At 68.6% G+C, this 17117-nt stretch carries 11 protein-coding genes; 8 read left to right on the top strand and 3 right to left on the bottom strand.

Going from position 1 to position 17117, the window contains the following annotated elements; all coding sequences use genetic code 11:
* Positions 1-202: 202 nt before the first annotated feature.
* Genes ACZ1DY_RS07460 through ACZ1DY_RS07450 form a run of 3 tightly spaced genes read right to left on the bottom strand, consistent with a single transcriptional unit; the run spans position 203 to position 7703 of the window.
* Positions 203-5095 carry a DNA repair ATPase gene (locus ACZ1DY_RS07460; protein WP_465483957.1) on the bottom strand — a complete coding sequence of 1631 codons (4893 nt, stop codon included), beginning with the start codon at positions 5093-5095 and terminating at the stop codon, positions 203-205.
* Positions 5092-7101: a flotillin family protein gene (locus ACZ1DY_RS07455; protein WP_465483956.1), complete on the bottom strand. Its 2010-nt coding sequence runs from the start codon at positions 7099-7101 to the stop codon at positions 5092-5094. Before ACZ1DY_RS07455 ends, ACZ1DY_RS07460 begins: the two co-directional genes overlap by 4 nt.
* Before the next feature lie 17 nt (positions 7102-7118).
* A complete protein-coding gene (locus ACZ1DY_RS07450; RefSeq protein WP_465483955.1) occupies positions 7119-7703 on the bottom strand; it encodes a hypothetical protein in 585 nt (194 codons plus the stop codon).
* A 331-nt stretch (positions 7704-8034) separates the two neighbouring features.
* On the opposite strand from ACZ1DY_RS07450, the gene ACZ1DY_RS07445 reads away from it, so the two are divergent.
* From ACZ1DY_RS07445 to ACZ1DY_RS07410, 8 genes are all read left to right on the top strand, one after another.
* Entirely contained in the window at positions 8035-8472 is a 438-nt protein-coding gene (locus ACZ1DY_RS07445; RefSeq protein ID WP_126733971.1) for a hypothetical protein, read from the top strand.
* A gap of 23 nt (positions 8473-8495) precedes the next feature.
* Complete coding sequence (locus tag ACZ1DY_RS07440) at positions 8496-10595, top strand: heterodisulfide reductase-related iron-sulfur binding cluster (protein ID WP_465483954.1); 2100 nt, start codon at positions 8496-8498, stop codon at positions 10593-10595.
* Positions 10596-10643: 48 nt separating this feature from the next.
* Positions 10644-11558 (top strand): metal ABC transporter substrate-binding protein, encoded by a 915-nt coding sequence (locus tag ACZ1DY_RS07435; RefSeq protein WP_126733973.1) that lies wholly within the window; start codon positions 10644-10646, stop codon positions 11556-11558.
* On the top strand, positions 11555-12298 hold the full coding sequence (locus tag ACZ1DY_RS07430; protein WP_125796300.1) for a metal ABC transporter ATP-binding protein: 744 nt from the start codon (positions 11555-11557) through the stop codon (positions 12296-12298). The genes ACZ1DY_RS07435 and ACZ1DY_RS07430 overlap by 4 nt, the downstream gene beginning before the upstream one ends.
* A complete protein-coding gene (locus ACZ1DY_RS07425; RefSeq protein WP_465483953.1) occupies positions 12295-13164 on the top strand; it encodes a metal ABC transporter permease in 870 nt (289 codons plus the stop codon). Before ACZ1DY_RS07430 ends, ACZ1DY_RS07425 begins: the two co-directional genes overlap by 4 nt.
* A gap of 72 nt (positions 13165-13236) precedes the next feature.
* Positions 13237-14052, top strand: coding sequence for an ABC transporter ATP-binding protein (locus ACZ1DY_RS07420; RefSeq protein WP_126733975.1), 816 nt, complete (start codon positions 13237-13239; stop codon positions 14050-14052).
* 17 nt (positions 14053-14069) lie between these two features.
* Positions 14070-15044, top strand: a complete 975-nt coding sequence (locus ACZ1DY_RS07415) for an ABC transporter substrate-binding protein (protein WP_257488855.1) — start codon at positions 14070-14072, stop codon at positions 15042-15044.
* Complete coding sequence (locus ACZ1DY_RS07410; protein ID WP_465483952.1) at positions 15044-17059, top strand: iron ABC transporter permease; 2016 nt, start codon at positions 15044-15046, stop codon at positions 17057-17059. The genes ACZ1DY_RS07415 and ACZ1DY_RS07410 overlap by 1 nt, the downstream gene beginning before the upstream one ends.
* Positions 17060-17117: the final 58 nt, after the last annotated feature.

Genomic DNA, 17117 nt, shown 5'->3' with positions numbered 1-17117 from the left:
CTGCCTGTGCGGCATCGCCGATATCCGGTGACAAGGTCGCAACGGAGGCCTGCCGTCAGCAGCCACCGGGTATCGTCGCCAATTGTCGGCAACGAGGAGAGACTGCCCAGCAGCATCGCCGATACTCGGCACCAAGATCCCAGCAGAGACATTGTTGCCGAATTCCGGCAACGTCGCCGATTCCCGCCGCCGGAACAAACTCCTACATCACATCCCGCACGACCATCCGCTCCGAAGCCCGTTCGATCGCCGCCTCCACCGCCCCCACCCGGTCCGCCAGCAGGCCCATAGCGCCGACCGCGCGGCTCATCGGGTCCTCGTCGTCCCCGCCGAGCGCTTGCGCGCGCAGGTAAGCCGCCTTCACGTCGGCCCAGCGTTGCGCCTCCGCGGGGCTCAGCCGTCCGCGTAGTTCGGCCAGTTTCAGCAGGTTCGCTTCGGCGCCCGAGGTGAGCGTCTGCGCTTCGCCGGCGTAGTGGTCGTCGATCAGCGCTTCCAGTTCCGCGTCGTTCATCGCGGGCACGATCCGGCCGGCGAGTTTGTTCATGTTGCGGTAGGAGCCTTGCAGCTGGAACGGCGGTTCGACCCGCGACGAGTCCGCTTGCGCGGCCGAGGCGATGTACGCCTGGTTGTTCGCCAGGACGATCCGCTGTACCTTGATCAGTTTCCGCAGGACGGCGAGGATCTGCTCGAGTTCGGTCGCCGAGTAGGCGTGCTTCAGCTGATCCGCCCGCACCGAACCGTCGCCGCGGGCCAGCCGCACGAGAACGTCCACATCGGACCGTTCGCGCGAGACGAGCGGAGCCAGCACGGTGTTCGCGGTGAGCGAGTTCTCGATGTAGCTCAGCGCGAACAGCTCTTCCTTGCCCGACAGCACATCACCGAGGTTCCACACGTCGGCACGGTTGGCGAGCATGTCCGGGATCCGGAACCGCTTGCCCTGCTCAGTATACGGGTTTCCCGCCATGCAGACCGCGAACCGCTTGCCCCGCAGGTCGTACGTCCGCGTCCGGCCCTCCCACACGCCTTCCATCCGCCGCTGCGCGTCGCACAGCGAGATGAACTTCTGTAGCAGTTCCGGCGACGTGTGCTGGATGTCGTCCAGATACAGCAGCACGTTGTTGCCCTGCTCGAGCGCGAACGAGATCTTCTCGACCTCTTGCCGCGCCGTCGCGTTGGGCGCGTCCGCCGGATCCACCGACGTGACGTCGTGCCCGAGCGCGGGCCCGTTCACCTTGACGAACACCAGCCCGAGACGGCTCGCGACGTACTCCATCAGCGTCGTCTTGCCGTAGCCGGGCGGCGAGATGAGCAGCAGCAGACCGGACTGATCGGTCCGCCGCGCGTCGCCGGTCGCGCCGAGCTGCTTGGCGAGGTTGTCGCCGATCAGCGGCAGATAGACCTCGTCGAGCAACCTGTTGCGCACGAAGGCACTCATCACCTTCGGTTTGTACTCGGTCAGCCGCAGCCTGTCCCGTTCGGCCGCCACCAGGTCGTTGCGCAGCCGTTGGTACGCCCTGAAACCCGGCACCCGGTCACGCCGGAACCGCAGCGTCCTGGCCAGCGTCTCGTCCAGCCGCAGCGTCAGGGACCGGTTCACGATCCGCGGATGCGAGCCGAGCAGACCGTCCACAGTGGCCGAAAGTTCCGCCGAGGAGTCGTACCGCGGCAGGTCGGCCAGTTCGATCGCGACGGCCTCCGCCAGCTCGTCGTCGGGCAGACCTGCCGAGTCCACAAAGGACCGGAGCCAGGCTTCGGCGAGCTGATACCGATCCGCGAGGTCTTCGAGGGCACGCAGGTCTTCGGCGAAGCTACGGCGGTCGAGCCGGAACTTGTCGAGCAGGGTCCGCGCCCCGCCACTGGTCACGAAACCCGGCGACGCGTCGGCCAGTTCCTCGAACAGGTACTCGCCGGCGAGTTCGAGCTCCAGCGTCAGCCCCGAGGACGCGGCGAACGCGGTCATCGCCTCGGCGAGTTCCCGCGCCAGCGCGTCGATCGCCGTGGTGTGCCCGAACGCCTCCCGCACCCGCGCGAGCGACGCGGCGCGCGTCGTCCAGGCGGACTTCGCCGCTTCTTCGGCACCGAAAGCCCAGAACAGCTGGGCGGCGGCGCGAGCGGCGGGCGGATACCGCAGCAACCCCGCGGCGGAGCGCAGGCGCAACAACGCGGCCAGGATCGCGGCGGCGTCGTGGTCGTGCACACCACGCGCGTAGCCCTCGTCGTAACGGTCCCCCGCGGCGCGCCGGACGACCTCCAGGAGATCGGCCTCGGCCAGATCCGGCTGTTCGGCCAGGATCGACGTCGCCAGGTACTCGGCGCGATAGACCTCGGGCGATTCCGAGACCAGCAGCTGATCCCAGTACGGCCGCGTCTCCTCGAACGAGGGATCCCGCACGGGCGAGCGGTAGTCGGTCCCGGTGATCGCGAACTTCATCCCACCGTCGTGCGGCACCAGGGTGAGGTCGATGTCCTGCGTGTTGACCGCGAAGGTGTTGCGGCCCAGGCGGATCGTCTCGCCGCCGTCGCCGTAGAGGTCCTGCCTGTCGCGCAGTGCGCGCCCGGCTTCCTGGCGAGCGGCCTTGACCCGGCCTTCCAGCTCTTCGGCGCGCACCTGGTCGCCGAGGTCCCGCAGTTCGGCGACGACGCTGCGCAGCTTCGCGACCATCGGATCGGAGGCGAAGTAGGTGTTGATCTCATCGACCGAACCGAGCGTGCCGACCCTGCGCGTGACACTGGCGAGGATCCGCTCGGCCGAATCGACCAGCCGGTCCGCGCGACGCGCCCTCTCGTCGAGCAAAGCCTGCTTGCGCGAGGAGAACGCCTCGTAGACGTCGGTCCGCTTCTCCCCGAGCGACACCAGGAAGTCGTCGAACTCGCCGAACCGCGATTCGAGGTTTTCCAGCTGCAGCAGCAATCTGCCGAGCTGCTCGTCGCACCGGTCGGGGGTGTCCGCGACCGCGAGCCCGCCGGTGATCGCCTGCGCGAGCAGCGCGAACTCGGCGGCGAACTCCGCCCGGCCCTCGGTCTCCAGCAGTTCCTTGCGCCGCGCTTCGAGGGTGGCCCGCGCCCGGTTGACCGCGCCGATGACCTCGCCGACGCGTTCGAGGATCTTCGTCCGCACCACGGCGTCCGCGATCTCCAGCCCGCCGACGACGTCGGTGAGGACTTCGAGCCCGCCGGACTGCTCGTCCAGCCGCTCGGCGACGGGAACGGCTTCCGCGACGGTGGAGATCGCGCCCGCGGCCTCGATCAGCCCGTCGACCTCGGCGTGGTAGCCCGTGAACGCGTCTTCGCCCTGGAGGAACCGGACGGCACGCTGAGCGGCCTCGCCGAATTCCGTGTCGAGGTCGGCGATCAGCTTGTCGACCCGGCCGGTATCGACATACCGCAGCTCCCGCACGGTGACGAGATGCCCTCGCGCGCGGTGCATTTCGGCCAGCCGGCGCACCCACGCGTCGGCCGCGTTCAGCGCCTCGCCGCGGACCCTCCGCACGAGTGACGCGGTCTCCGCGGCCGCCTCTTCGACGGCTTCGGCCGCCTGCGCGGTGAGCGAAGTGACGGTCTCGAACTCGTCGAGCACCTGCTCCGCGGTCACCCGGACGTCCGACAGCGGCGACCGCAGATCACCGAGTTCGGCCTCGCCGAGCCAGTGGTAGTGGTCGAAAACCCGTGCGCACGCGGCGATCAGAGCCTCGAACACCGCCGCCGACGGCGCCATCTCCTCGACCATCCGGCCGATCGAGAGACAGTCGGAGATGCCGCGCACCAGATCGGCGTTGCCGACCCGTTCCAGCGGTCCGGTGCCCGCCGGCTGCGACGCGGCGAAGGTGTCCGATTGGAACGGCGTCCGCCACACCTGCATCGGGTGCACGCGGCTCGGCTCTTCGGACAACGCGCGGAACAGCACCATCGTGCCGTCGTCGAACAGCGAGTACCCGTGGCACGGGATCGGGTTCGAAACCTCTTTGCGGATCACGTTGTACGGCAGGAGCAGCGAGCGGCCGTCGTCGCGCGCGTGGAAGACGTAGAGCACGTCCTCCCCGTTGGGGGAGCGGATCACACGCTCGAATTCGAGTTCGTCCACGGTGGTGTCGAACGTCTTGCTGACACCCGTGTCGAGGTAGTAGCCGCCGGGGAAGATGATCCCGTGGTCCTCGGGGAGCCGCTGGCACGCCTGCCCGATCCCGTCGAGGCGCACCACGTCCCGCGTACGGGTGTTGAACACCAGATACCGGTACGCGGTCTCCTTGTACGGCAGGATCCGCAGCAGGATCAACGGGCCGATCCTGGCGTAGGAGACCTCGGCGTCGGCGAGGCTCTGCAGTGGCTCGTCGACCGGTTCGGCGTAGACACCCTCCCCGGTTTCGGTGTTGTTCTCGACCTTGATCGTCAGGTTGCCGCCGACGGTCTCGACGAACACGTCGTCCTCGATCGAGATGTGCGGATGCCGCCCGAGGACGTGCTGCTCGCGGCTGGTCTCGATCCATTCGAAATCGTGCGACGGCGGGAAGACGTGGTCGCGTTCGCCCCGGCTGTCCACATAGGACACCTTGCCGTCGGCGGCGATCCCCCAGCGCAGCACGCGGATGTCCTCGGTGCGCGGACCGATCTGGAACACCGCGAGCAGTTTGCCCTCGACCCGCCGCAGCTGCAGCAGCTTCGCCTGCCGGTAGTACCGGTACAGCTCGGCGAAATCGCGGACGAACTGCTCGTCGCGCAACAGCTCCGGCAGCTCCTCGGCGGGCACGTCGTCGAAGCGGAAAGCCACAGTGTCTTCGATGTCATGACTGAAGCCATGCAGCGAGAAGACGTCGTCGACCGTCGTCTCCGGTTTGAGACCGATGAAGACGTTGTAGCCGAACAACATCCGCCCGCCGACCGACACGACGTCCCGCGGCACGCAGTTGTTCGCGGTGCGGATCCGCTCCGTGCCGATCAGCGCGAGCTGCGCGCTGCCGAAGACCTCGAGCCGCGCCGTGTTGAGCTCGTCCGCGCGCTTCGCCAGTTCGGCGGCCTGTGCGGCGAGCCGGGCGCGGAGCACCTCATAGGTGCCCGCGTCCAGCTGCTCCGTTCCCGCCGCCGGTTCGGTCGTCGTCACTGCTTCGCGGGGGCGAGGGCGGCGACGGACTTGTCGGCAAGGCCGAGCCGCTGCGCCATGGCCAGCAGCTCCTGCACCTTGCCCCTGTCCGGGCCGCCCGCCTGCAGCTGCTTGGCCAGGAAGGCCGACAGCGTCAGGTTCTTCACGTCCTCCGTGCTCACCGAGCCGACCAGTTTCGTCAGGTCTTCGGTGAAGCTGCCCGAGCCGTCGAGCCACGACTTCCCGAGGGTCTGGACGACGTCCGAGTGCTCGACGAAGCCGTCCACGCTCTTGCCGAGGCCGATCGAGCCGATGACCTTCTCGAAGAACATCGTCTCGCCGCCGACGATGTCGATGTCGGCCTTCTCCAGCCCGATACCCAGCACCGTGGCCTGCGCCTCGGCGACCTCGCGCTGCACGTTGAGCGCGGCGAGCCGGATCTCCTTCTCGGCCTCCAGGCGCAGGCGGTACTCCTCGTGCTGGCGGCTGGCGGTGTCGAGCGCCGCCATCGCGGCGGCCTTCTCCGTGAGACCTTCCGCCTCGCCCTTGAGCTTGTCCCGCATCCCGTCGGCGAGCACGATCGCCTTCTCGCGCTCGACGATGGCCTCGGCGCGGCCGACCTTCTCCAGCGCGTCGGCGTCGCGTTCCTTGACCTGCGCCGCGGCCAGCCCGGCGGCGGCCTCCTCGGCCTGGATGCCTTCGGCCAGGCGGATCTTGGCGCGAGTGTCCAGCTCGGCGGCCTGCTGGCGCGCCTCGGCCAGCGTCAGCTCCTCGCGGGCCTTGTGCTTCGACGCGGCCTCGGCGGCTTCCGCGGCCTTGATGTCCTTGACGAGGTTTTCCTGCGCCTCCGCCTCGGCCCGGATGATGATCGCCGAGCGCTGGCGCTCCGCCTCTTCGACGACGCGGAGCTTCTTGATGTTCTCTTCCTGCTCCGCGACGGTCTTCTCGACCGCGATCCGCTCGCGGATCACCTCGGCGATGGACCGCTTCTCGGTCTCGATCTCCTTGTCCTTGGCGATGCGGGACAGCTCGGTCTCGCGTTCGCGGCCGATGACCTCGAGCAGCCGGTCCTTCTCGATGCGCTCGGTCTCGATGGCGATCACGCGCTCACGGTTCTTGCCCGCGACCTCGATCTCACGCTGCTGGTTCTGGTGCTGGATGCCGAGCTGCTCGTCCGTGCGCAGGCCGGCGGCCTGCGACTTGAGCCGCTCCTCCGCCTGCACCTTGGCGATTTCGGCCTCTTCGCGCGCCCGCATGGTCTCGACCTCGCGGCGCTGCTTGATCTCGGCGTCGGCCTGCCGCCGCTCCAGTTCGAGGATCGCCTCCTTGGCGTCCACGTTCTGGCGGGTGATCTCTTTCTCCTCGCTGCGGCGGAACTCGTTGGTGCGCACGTGCTCGATCGCGGTCAGCTCGGTGATCTTGCGGATACCCTGCGCGTCGAGGATGTTCGCGGAGTCGAGCTGCGCCATCGGCGTCTGCTCGAGGTAGTCGATGGCCGCGTCCTCCAGGCTGTAGCCGTTGAGGTCGGTGCCGATGACGCGGATGATCTGGTCGCGGAACTCGTGGCGTTTGGTGTAGAGATCCACGAAGTCCAGCTGCTTGCCGACGGTTTTCAACGCCTCGGAGAACTTGGCGTTGAACAGCTCCTGCAGGGTGGCCTCGTCACTGGCGCGTTCGGTGCCGATGGCCTGCGCGACCTTGATCACGTCCTCGACGGTCTTGTTGACCCGCACGAAGAACGAGATCCGGATGTCGGCGCGGATGTTGTCCCGGCAGATCAGGCCCTCACGGCCGGTCCGGGTGATCTCCATGGCCTTGACCGAGGTGTCCATGATCTCGGCCTTGTGCAGCACCGGCAGGACGATCGCGCCGGTGAACGTCACGTCGACACGGCGGACCTTCGAGATGATCAGTGCCTTACCCTGCGGCACCTTCTTGAACAACCTGGTGATGGTGAAGAGCAAGACCAGGAGGATGACAACTATCACGGCGATCAGTACGCCGGCCCCCACGCTGATGGCACCCATAGTGTTCCTTTTCTGCTTCAGATGTCCAAGGACTCGACCCAGAAGAACTCGCGTTCGGAGTCGTAGTCGTAGAGAACTACGCGGCTGCCCGCCGTCAGGTTGCCTTCACCCGCCTGGCGAACGTCCACAATGGCCGTCGACCCGTCGGCGGCGGCGACTTCGGCCTGCCCGAAGTCATGGGTGACCGACGAGGTGCGGATGATCGCGGCCCTGCCGACGAAGTCCATCCTGCTCGGTTCCTTCGCGGGACCGAAGACGCGACGCAGCGGCACCACGATCACCCTCGTCCCGAGTGTGCCGAGCACGAGCGCGACGGCGAGCACGCCGGCCCCGAGGCCGATCCTCGATGGTGTCGAAAGCTCCAGATCATCGAGAAGAACCGTCCCTGCCAGGCTGGCGAACCAGGTGAATGCGATCAGCAAAGAGAGCGAAATGGACAGTGGGACGCCGCCGAAGCCCGCGAGGAGCCCGTCGCCGCCATCGAAATCGTCGACGTCGACGGCGCCGAGCAGCGCCAGCAGCCAGTAGCCGATCACGACGATCAGCAGGAAGCTGAAGAGCACGGCCGGAAACCCCAGAGCCGCGGTGACGAACCCGCCCATCCCGTCGTTCCCTCCCCCATTACCCCGGGTCAGGACTATAACCAGCGCGTGACGCCGGACGGGCCGTTTTCGGCTACGAGTGGGTCACGGTGTGCGGAAGCGTGCGGCTGGTCGTGAGTGGCGATTCGGGTTCTAACCCGAATCGCCACTCACGACCACCTGTACCGACGCCCGTCCGCCGCATTTCGTCCTCTGAATGCGGGCGGGTGCGGAGCGTTACGCCGACCGGCCGCTCGGAAGCCATCCGGTTGGACCTGTCGCACCCCCGGAGCGGGCCCTACTCTCCAGTATTGAGAGTGACACAGGACACACCACGGTCTTGGGAGGCTCCATGGGGTGGCACGTTCGCGAAACGATCGACGAGGATCGGCGCGAACGGCGGATCCGCCATGTCACCCGATGCCTGAGCTGCACGCTCACCTGTGTCCATTGTGGACTTCCCGCGAGATTCTCCGTTCCCCCAGGACATCCCGGCCTCGGCGTCGTCGAGCACCTGCCGGGTGTGACCACCCCCGGCCTCCCCGATCTCGCCCTGCTGCACCGATTCTGCCGGGACAATCTCGCCGCCGAGCCGGGTATCGCGCTCCGGCGCGCCTATCTCGGCCTGGCGACCGAACTCTTCGAAACGGGACGGCGGATCCGCCGTCACCGCAGGCTCGGCGTGCATCCGCCACGGCCGGGACATCTCGAGGCCTACCGAAAACGGTGGCGAGTGGCCAAAATGCGGTACGCCTGCAAGGCGTGCCGGTACTACACCGGCTCTCACTGAGCCGATTCTCCCCCGGAGGACTCGTGCTCGTTCGTCTCATCCTCGGTCTGCTCATCACCGTCGCCGGCCTCGCTTTCGCCGCCCGCCGCGCCGTCTGGCTCTACAAACTGATCCGCTCCGGCCAGCCGGACGAAAAACGCTCCGATGTCATGGCCGTCCGCGCGAAAACGCATCTGGCCGAGGTCTTCGGGCAGCGCAAACTGCTCAAGTGGTCCGTGCCCGGACTCGCGCATCTGTTCACGTTCTGGGGTTTCGTGATCCTCGGGTCCGTCTACGTCGAGGCGTACGGCGCCCTGTTCGACCACGACTTCCACATCCCGCTCATCGGGCGCTGGGCGGTGCTGGGTTTCCTCCAGGACTTCATCGCGGTCGCGGTGCTCGTCTCGCTCGCGGTCTTCGCGGTCATCCGGATCCGCCAAGCACCCGAACGGAAAGAGCGCGCGTCGCGGTTCTTCGGCTCGCACACCGGCGGCGCCTGGCTGATCCTGTTCATGATCTTCAACGTGATCTGGACGATGTTCCTCTTCCGCGGCGCGTCGGCGGCGGTCGGCGTCTTCCCGTACGAGTCGGGCGCGTGGGTCTCCCTCGGCGTGGGCGAACTCCTGGAGCCGCTCGGGCCGTCGGTCACCGGGCCGCTGGAGACCGTCGGGCTGCTGCTGCACATCGGCGTGATGCTGGCGTTCCTGTCGATCGTGCTCTACTCCAAGCACCTCCACATCTTCCTGGCGCCGGTGAACGTCACCGCCAAGCGACTCCCGGACGCACTCGGCCCGCTGCTGCCGATGGAGTCGGCCGGCAAGCCGATCGACTTCGAGGATCCGGGCGAGGACGACACGTTCGGCCGCGGCAAGATCGAGGACTTCACCTGGAAGGGCATGCTCGACTTCGCCACCTGTACCGAATGCGGGCGCTGCCAGTCGCAGTGCCCGGCGTGGAACACCGGGAAACCGTTGTCCCCCAAGCTGTTGATCATGGACCTGCGGGACCACCTCTTCGAGAAGGCGCCGTACATCCTGGACGGCAAGGAGGCACCCGAAGAGCGTCCGCTGGTCGGCACCAAGGAGGACTTCGGCGTCATCGATCCGGACGTCCTCTGGTCCTGCACCACGTGCGGCGCCTGCGTCGAGCAGTGCCCGGTCGACATCGAGCACGTCGACCACGTCGTGGACATGCGCCGGTACCAGGTGATGATCGAATCGGCGTTCCCGAGCGAACTCGGCGTGCTGTTCAAGAACCTCGAAACCAAGGGAAACCCCTGGGGCCAGAACAACTCCGACCGTCTCGCGTGGACGAAGGACCTCGGTTTCGAGGTGCCGGTCTTCGACGGCGAACTCGCCGACGACGTCGAGTACGTGTACTGGGTCGGCTGCGCGGGCGCGTTCGACGACAACGCCCGCAAGACCGTTCGTGCCACCGCGGAACTGCTGCATCTCGCCGGGGTGAAGTACACGATCCTCGGCACCGACGAGTCGTGCACCGGCGACCCGGCGCGCCGCTCCGGCAACGAGTTCCTCTTCCAGATGCTCGCGCAGCAGACGGTCGAGACGCTGAACGCGGTGTTCGAGGGCCGCGAACCGGGAACGCGCAAGATCGTCACCACCTGCCCGCACTGCCTCAACACGCTCGGCCGCGAGTACCCGCAACTGGACGGGCACTACGAGGTCCTGCACCACACGCAACTGCTGAACCGGCTCGTCCGCGCGGGCAAACTGACGCCGGTCAAACCGGTCGACGCCGGGCCGATGACCTACCACGACCCGTGTTACCTCGGCCGCCACAACAAGGTCTACGAGCCGCCGCGCGAACTCGTCGGCGCGACCGGCGCCACGCTCAGCGAGATGCCCCGGCACGCGGACCGTTCGCTCTGCTGCGGCGCCGGCGGCGCGCGGATGTGGATGGAGGAGCAGATCGGCAAGCGCATCAACCTCGAGCGCGTCGACGAAGCGCTCGGCACGGACGCCGAAACCATCGTCACCGGCTGCCCGTTCTGCCGCGTGATGCTGAACGACGGCCTCGTGCAGCGGCAGAGCGAGCAACGTGGCGAGAAAGTCACCGTGCGCGACGTCTCGCAGCTCCTGCTGGAGACGGTGAAGGAGCGCGACCGGACGGCCACGGAGATTTAAGGCACACGAGAGTTGGAAGTTCGGCGTGCCGAACTCTAAACTCGCGGTATGGCGAATCTGCGCAAGACCGTGTGCGCGCTGGCGGCGTCCGCACTCGTCCTGTCCGCTTGCGGCGGTCCCGCCGGCGGGGACGACGACAAGCGGCCGGTCGTGCTGACCACGTTCACGGTACTGGCGGACATCGCCTCGAACGTCGCGGGCGACAAGCTCCGGGTCGAGTCGATCACCAAACCCGGCGCCGAAATCCACGGCTACGAGCCCACCCCGGACGACATCAAGAAGGCCGCGAAGGCCGACCTGATCCTCGACAACGGGCTGAACCTGGAGGCCTGGTTCGCCCAGTTCGTCAAGGAGATCGACGCGCCGCACAAGGTGGTCAGCGAGGGTGTCCAGCCCATCGCCATCGGTGAGGACGCCTATCAGGGAAAGCCGAACCCGCACGCGTGGATGTCTCCGACGAATGTGGGTATCTACGTGGACAACATGGTGAAGGCGTTCAGCGAGCTCTCCTCGGGCGACGCCGCCGTGTTCAAGGCGAACGGCGACGCCTACAAGGCGAAACTGAAGGAGGTGCGGGACGAGATGACGGGTGCGCTGAGCGGCCTGCCGCAGAACGAGCGGGCGCTGGTCACCTGCGAAGGAGCCTTCTCCTACCTCGCGCGCGACACCGGCCTCACCGAGCGGTACATCTGGGCGGTCAACGCCGAACAGCAGGCCACGCCACAGCAGATCACCCGCGCCATCGAATTCGTCAAGCAGAACAAGGTCCCCGCGGTGTTCTGCGAGTCGACCGTCTCCGACGCCCCGATGCGGCAGGTCGTGTCCGCGACCGGTGCCGCGTTCGGCGGCGTCCTGTACGTGGACTCCCTGTCCGGTCCCGAAGGCCCGGTGCCGACCTACCTCGACCTGATCCGCCACGACTCGAAGACGATCGTCGCCGCGCTCACCGGAGCGAAGCCGTGACGGCCGCGATCCGCGTCGAAGGCGTCACCGTGCACTACGGCGACGTCCTCGCGCTCGACGGTGTCGACGTCACGCTCGAACACGGTCACGTCTGCGGGCTGGTCGGGATGAACGGCTCCGGCAAGTCGACGCTGTTCAAGACGATCATGGGCATGGTCCGGCCGGACACCGGCACGGTGTCGATCGACGGCGGCACGCCCGCGCGCGCCCGCAAGACCGGCGTGATCGGGTACGTGCCGCAGAGCGAGGACGTCGACTGGTCGTTCCCGCTGTCGGTGCGGGACGTCGTGATGACCGGCCGCTACGGGCGGCTCGGCTTCACCAGGCGGCCGCGCCGCGCCGACCACGAAGCGGTCGACCACGCGCTGGAGCGGGTCGAGCTGACCGAACTCGCCGGGCGGCAGATCGGCCAGTTGTCCGGCGGGCAGCGCAAACGCGCGTTCGTCGCGCGCGGCATCGCGCAAGGCGCCCGTGTCCTGCTGCTGGACGAGCCGTTCGCCGGCGTGGACAAACGGTCCGAAGCCACGATCACCCGGCTGCTCAAGGAACTCGCGGCCGACGGCGCCGCGGTCCTGATCTCCACGCACGACCTGCACGCGCTGCCCGGTCTGGCCGACGAGGCGATCCTGCTGATGCGCAAGGTGCTCGCGCACGGCTCCCCCGGCGAGGTGCTCCGGCCCGAAAACCTCGCGCTGGCCTTCGGACTCGATGTCCTGCAACGGGAAGAAGAACCCGCGTGAGCCTCTACGACCTGTTCCTCGAACCGCTGAGCTACGACTTCATGGTGCGGGCGCTGGCGTCCACGGTCATCGCGTCGGCGGTCTGCGCGGTGCTCTCCTGCTGGCTGGTGCTGATCGGCTGGTCGCTGATGGGCGACGCGGTCTCGCACGCCGTGCTGCCCGGTGTCGTGCTCGCGTACGTCCTCGGCGCGCCCTTCGCGCTGGGGGCCGTCGTCTTCGGTTTCCTCGCCGTGGCGCTGATCGGCGTCGTCCGCGACACCAGCCGCGTCAAGGAGGACGCCGCGATCGGCATCGTGTTCACCACGTTGTTCGCGCTCGGGCTCGTGCTGATCTCGGTGACGCCGAGCCAGACCGACCTGAACCACATCATCTTCGGGAACCTGCTGGGCGTCGACACCTCGGACCTGATCCAGATCGGCGTCCTCGGCGCGATCACGCTCACCCTGCTGGTGCTCAAACGCCGCGATTTCACCTTGTACGCCTTCGACCCCACGCACGCGCACGCCATCGGGCTGAACCCGCGGGTGCTCGGCGCCGCGCTGCTCGGCCTGCTCGCGCTGACCGCGGTGGTGGCGTTGCAGGTGGTCGGCGTGATCCTCGTGGTGGCGATGCTGATCATCCCCGGCGCGACGGCGTACCTGCTGACCGACCGGTTCGGCCGGATGCTGGTGATCGCGCCGTCGTTCTCGGTGCTCGCGGCGGTGACCGGGCTGTACCTGAGCTACCACCTCGACACCGCGTCCGGCGGGATGATCGTGCTGGTGCAGGGCGCCGGGTTCACGCTGGTGTACCTGTTCGGGCCACGGCACGGGATCGTCGGGAAGCGGCTGGCCAAACGGCGGCGGGAGCTCGCCCGGGCCGCGTAACCGGGCAATCACCCCGCGCGCTGTGTCTCTCGTGACATGGGTACCGGCCCGGCCTTAGGTTAGGCTCCCCTCATGTCTACGGAAGACGCGCTGCTCACCGGCCATGACCTGGTGCTCGCGCACCATGAGCGGGCCGTGGTGGACGGGGTGTCCCTGTCGCTGCGCGCCGGCCTGGTGACCGCGCTCGTCGGGCCGAACGGCTCCGGCAAGTCGACGCTCCTGCGTTCGCTGGCGCGGCTGCACAAACCCCGCGAGGGCGGCGTCCGTCTCGGGGAACGCGCCGTCTGGGGCGGCAACGCGTTGTCCGGCAAGGAGTTCGCCCGGCGGGTCACGTTGCTGACCCAGCACCGGCCGACGCCGAGCGGCGTTTCGGTCCGCGACGTCGTCTCCTACGGCCGGTACCCGTACCGCTCGGGCTGGCGCGGGGTCGACGTCGACGGCGCCGCCGCGATCCGCCGCGCGATGGAGCTGACCGGGGTGACTTCGATGGCCGAACGCGGCGTCGACGAGCTCTCCGGCGGCGAACTCCAGCGGGTCTGGCTCGCGTCCTGTCTCGCCCAGCAGACCTCCGTGCTGCTGCTGGACGAGCCCACCAACCATCTCGACCTGCGCTATCAGGTCGAGATCCTCGACGTCGTCCGCGATCTGGCCAACGAAGGCGTCGCGGTCGGCGTGGTGCTGCACGACCTCGACCACGCGGCGATCATCGCCGACGAGGTCGTGCTGCTGAGCGAGGGAACCATCGTGGCCACGGGTGACATCGGGCAGGTGCTCACCACCGAGCACCTCTCCCAGGCCTACGGCGTCACCGTCCACGTCGCGAACGACCCGGTGACGGGCGCGATCCACTGCAGGCCACTCGGGCGGCATTCGCCCAGGCCCGCCTGAGAAATCCAGGAAGAACCATGCGTTTGCTGACCCCTGCCGCCCTCGTGGCGGCGACGGCCCTGCTGCTGTCCGCCTGCGGCACCACCGAGAACACCGCGACCGCGCCGAGCGAAACCGCCGCGAGCGGACCGGTCACGGTGACCGACGCGCGCGGAAAGGCCGTCAACCTCAAGGCCCCCGCCAAGCGGGTCGTCGCGCTCGAGTGGGGCGAGGCCGAGATGGTCGCGTCGCTCGGGGTCATGCCGGTCGGCGCCGCGGACGTCGCGGGCTACAACGTCTGGGACAAGGCCGCCCCGCTGACCGCCGAGGTCAAGGACGTCGGCAAGCGCAACGAGCCCAGTGTCGACGCGATCGTCGGGCTGAACCCCGACGTCGTCATCATGGCCGAGGAGCGCGACTCGACGCTCGTGCCGCAGATCGAGAAGTACGTGCCGGTCGTGGTCACCAAGTCCAGCGACGCGAGCCGCAACTTCGACCGCCTGCGCGAGGACTTCAAGCTGATCGCGAAGACGGTCGGCAAGGAGGCCGAAGCGGACAAGCAACTGTCCGAAATGGACGCCAAACTCGCCGAGGGCAAGAAGGCCGTCGAGGCCAAGGGCGCCGCGGGCACCCCGTTCCTGATGGCCGACGGCTACCTCGAAGGCAGCACCGTCAGCATCCGCCCGTTCGGCAAGGGCTCGCTGGTCTCCGACACCGCCGAGGCCGTCGGCCTCAAGAACGCCTGGACCGGCAAGGTCGACCCGCAGTGGGGCCTCGGCCAGACCGACGTCGAAGGCCTGACCGCGCTCACCGACCCGAAGACCGTGCTGTTCTACAGCGCGGCCGAAGAGGACGTCTTCACCACCGGGCTCGCGCAGAACGCCGTCTACCAGCGCCTGCCGTTCGTGGTCTCGAAGAAGATCCACAAGCTGCAGGCCGGGACGTGGACCTTCGGCGGCCCGAAGTCGATCATCATGACCGCCGACCAGATCGTGAAGGCAGTCACGACCTGATGCGTGCCCGCACCATCGCGGTGTCGGCGGGACTGGTGCTGCTCATCGCCGTCCTCGCCGGCATCCACCTGACCCAGGGCACCTCGACGTCGGGTCCGCTGGACGTGGTGAAGGCGATCTTCGGTCAGGGCGACGCGCAAACCCTCGCGGTACTGGAGGGTTCGCGCGTCCCCCGGCTGCTCGCCGCGTTGCTGCTCGGGGTCGCGCTCGGCGTCGCGGGCGCGGGAATGCAGTCCGTGGCACGGAACCCGCTCGCCTCGCCGGACACGCTCGCGGTCAACGCGGGCGCGCATTTCGCCGTGGTGGCCATCTCCGCGTTCGGGCTTTCGCTGCCGCTCGTGCCGGTGGGTGGGGCGGCGTTCGCGGGCGGGCTCGCCGCGGCCGTCGTCGTGCTGGGACTGGCGGGCGGCGGTTCGGCTAGCCCGCGGCTGGTGCTCGTGGGCTCGGCGGTCCTGCTGGCGCTCAACTCGGTGACCATCCTGCTGCTGCTGTTGTTCGAGCAGGAGACGAACGGGCTGTTCGCCTGGGGCAGCGGCTCGCTCACCGTCTCCGATCTGCGGGCGACCGCCCAGATGACGCCGATCGTGGTGATCGCCGTCGTGGCGCTCATCGCGATGGGCCGCAAACTCGACGTCCTCGCCCTCGGCGACGACAACGCGACCTTGCTCGGCCTCCGGGTCCGCCGGACCAGGGTCGGCGCGGTCGTGCTGACCGTCGCGCTGACCGCGGCGGCGGTGACCGTCGCCGGACCGGTCGGGTTCGTCGGGCTGAGCGCGCCGGTGATCACGCGGCTGCTGCTGCCGATCGCCAAACACCGCGCGCTGCTGCCGGTTTCCGGGCTGGTCGGCGTGGTGACGGTGCTCGGCGCCGACGTCGTCCTGCGGGCGATCATGGGTTCCGCCGAGGCCGTGCGGGTGCCGACCGGGGTGGTGACCACGATCGTCGGCGCCGTCGTGATGGTGTGGCTGGCGCGGCGTGGCCGGGGAAGCGGCTCGCGCCGTCCGGCCCCGGCCGGACGTGTCGGGGTCGCCGGATCGACCCGGCGGCTCGTGGCCATTTCCGTCGTCCTGGTGGCGCTGCTCGCCGTCGTCCCGCTGGCCGGCCTGATGCTCGGCGACCGGTTGGTGCTGCTCGGCGACCTCGCGAACTGGGTCACCGGCAACACCGGGACGGCGCTGACCTTCGTGCTGGACCAACGGCTTCCGCGGGTGCTGGCCGCCCTGCTCGCCGGTGCCGCGCTGGCGGTTTCGGGCTGCGGGATCCAGTCGGTCAGCCGCAACCCGCTCGCCGAACCCGGGCTGCTCGGTATCACCGCGGGCGCCGGGCTCGGCGCGATCACGCTGATCACCATCGTCCCCGCCGTCGGCGCCTGGTCGATCGCCGGTGCCGCCGGCCTCGGCGCGGCCGTGGTGTTCCTGCTGGTCTACGGGCTGGCTTGGCGTTCGGGGCTCGATTCGGACCGGCTGGTGATCATCGGCATCGCGGTCTGGTCGGCCGGGATGGCGCTGATCAACCTGCTGATCGTGGTCTCCGACCCGTGGAACTCGGCCAAGGCGCTGACCTGGCTTTCGGGATCGACCTACGGCCGCACGCTGGAGCAGGTCGCGCCCGTGGCGCTGGCGCTTCTCGCGCTGCTGCCGTTGCTGTGGGCCAAGCATCGCGAGCTGGATCTGCACGCCCTCGACGAGGACACCCCACGCGTGCTCGGGATGCGCATCGAGCGGTCGCGGCTGCTCGTGCTGGGCGCTTCCGGGATCCTGGCGGCCACCGCGGTGTCCGCGATCGGCGTGGTCGTGTTCGTCGGGCTGGTCGCGCCGCATCTGGCGCGTTCGCTGGTCGGCGGGCGGCACGGCCGGGTGCTCCCGGTGGCCGCGGCGCTCGGGGCGTTGCTGGTGAGCGTCGCGGACACCCTCGGGCGGACGGTCATCGCGCCCGCCCAGATCCCGGCGGGCCTGGTCATCGCGATGGTCGGGACGCCGTACTTCGTGCTGGTGCTCTGGAAGACCCGGCCGTAGATAGCGCGTGAAGGCCCCCTTCCCTCGGCTGAGCCGAGGGAAGGGGGCCTTCACGCGC

Source organism: Amycolatopsis sp. PSD-21, from assembly GCF_055561455.1.
Note: the sequence above shows the minus strand (reverse complement) of the source record. Positions and strands in the feature narration are given on the sequence as shown.

Bases quoted from the DNA above. Each gene is read 5' to 3' on its own strand.
- ACZ1DY_RS07455 (WP_465483956.1), bottom strand. From the start codon at position 7,101: ATGGGTGCCATCAGCGTGGGGGCCGGCGTACTGATCGCCGTGATAGTT.
- ACZ1DY_RS07450 (WP_465483955.1), bottom strand. From the start codon at position 7,703: ATGGGCGGGTTCGTCACCGCGGCTCTGGGGTTTCCGGCCGTGCTCTTC.
- ACZ1DY_RS07445 (WP_126733971.1), top strand. From the start codon at position 8,035: ATGGGGTGGCACGTTCGCGAAACGATCGACGAGGATCGGCGCGAACGG.
- ACZ1DY_RS07435 (WP_126733973.1), top strand. From the start codon at position 10,644: ATGGCGAATCTGCGCAAGACCGTGTGCGCGCTGGCGGCGTCCGCACTC.
- ACZ1DY_RS07420 (WP_126733975.1), top strand. From the start codon at position 13,237: ATGTCTACGGAAGACGCGCTGCTCACCGGCCATGACCTGGTGCTCGCG.
- ACZ1DY_RS07415 (WP_257488855.1), top strand. From the start codon at position 14,070: ATGCGTTTGCTGACCCCTGCCGCCCTCGTGGCGGCGACGGCCCTGCTG.
- ACZ1DY_RS07410 (WP_465483952.1), top strand. From the start codon at position 15,044: ATGCGTGCCCGCACCATCGCGGTGTCGGCGGGACTGGTGCTGCTCATC.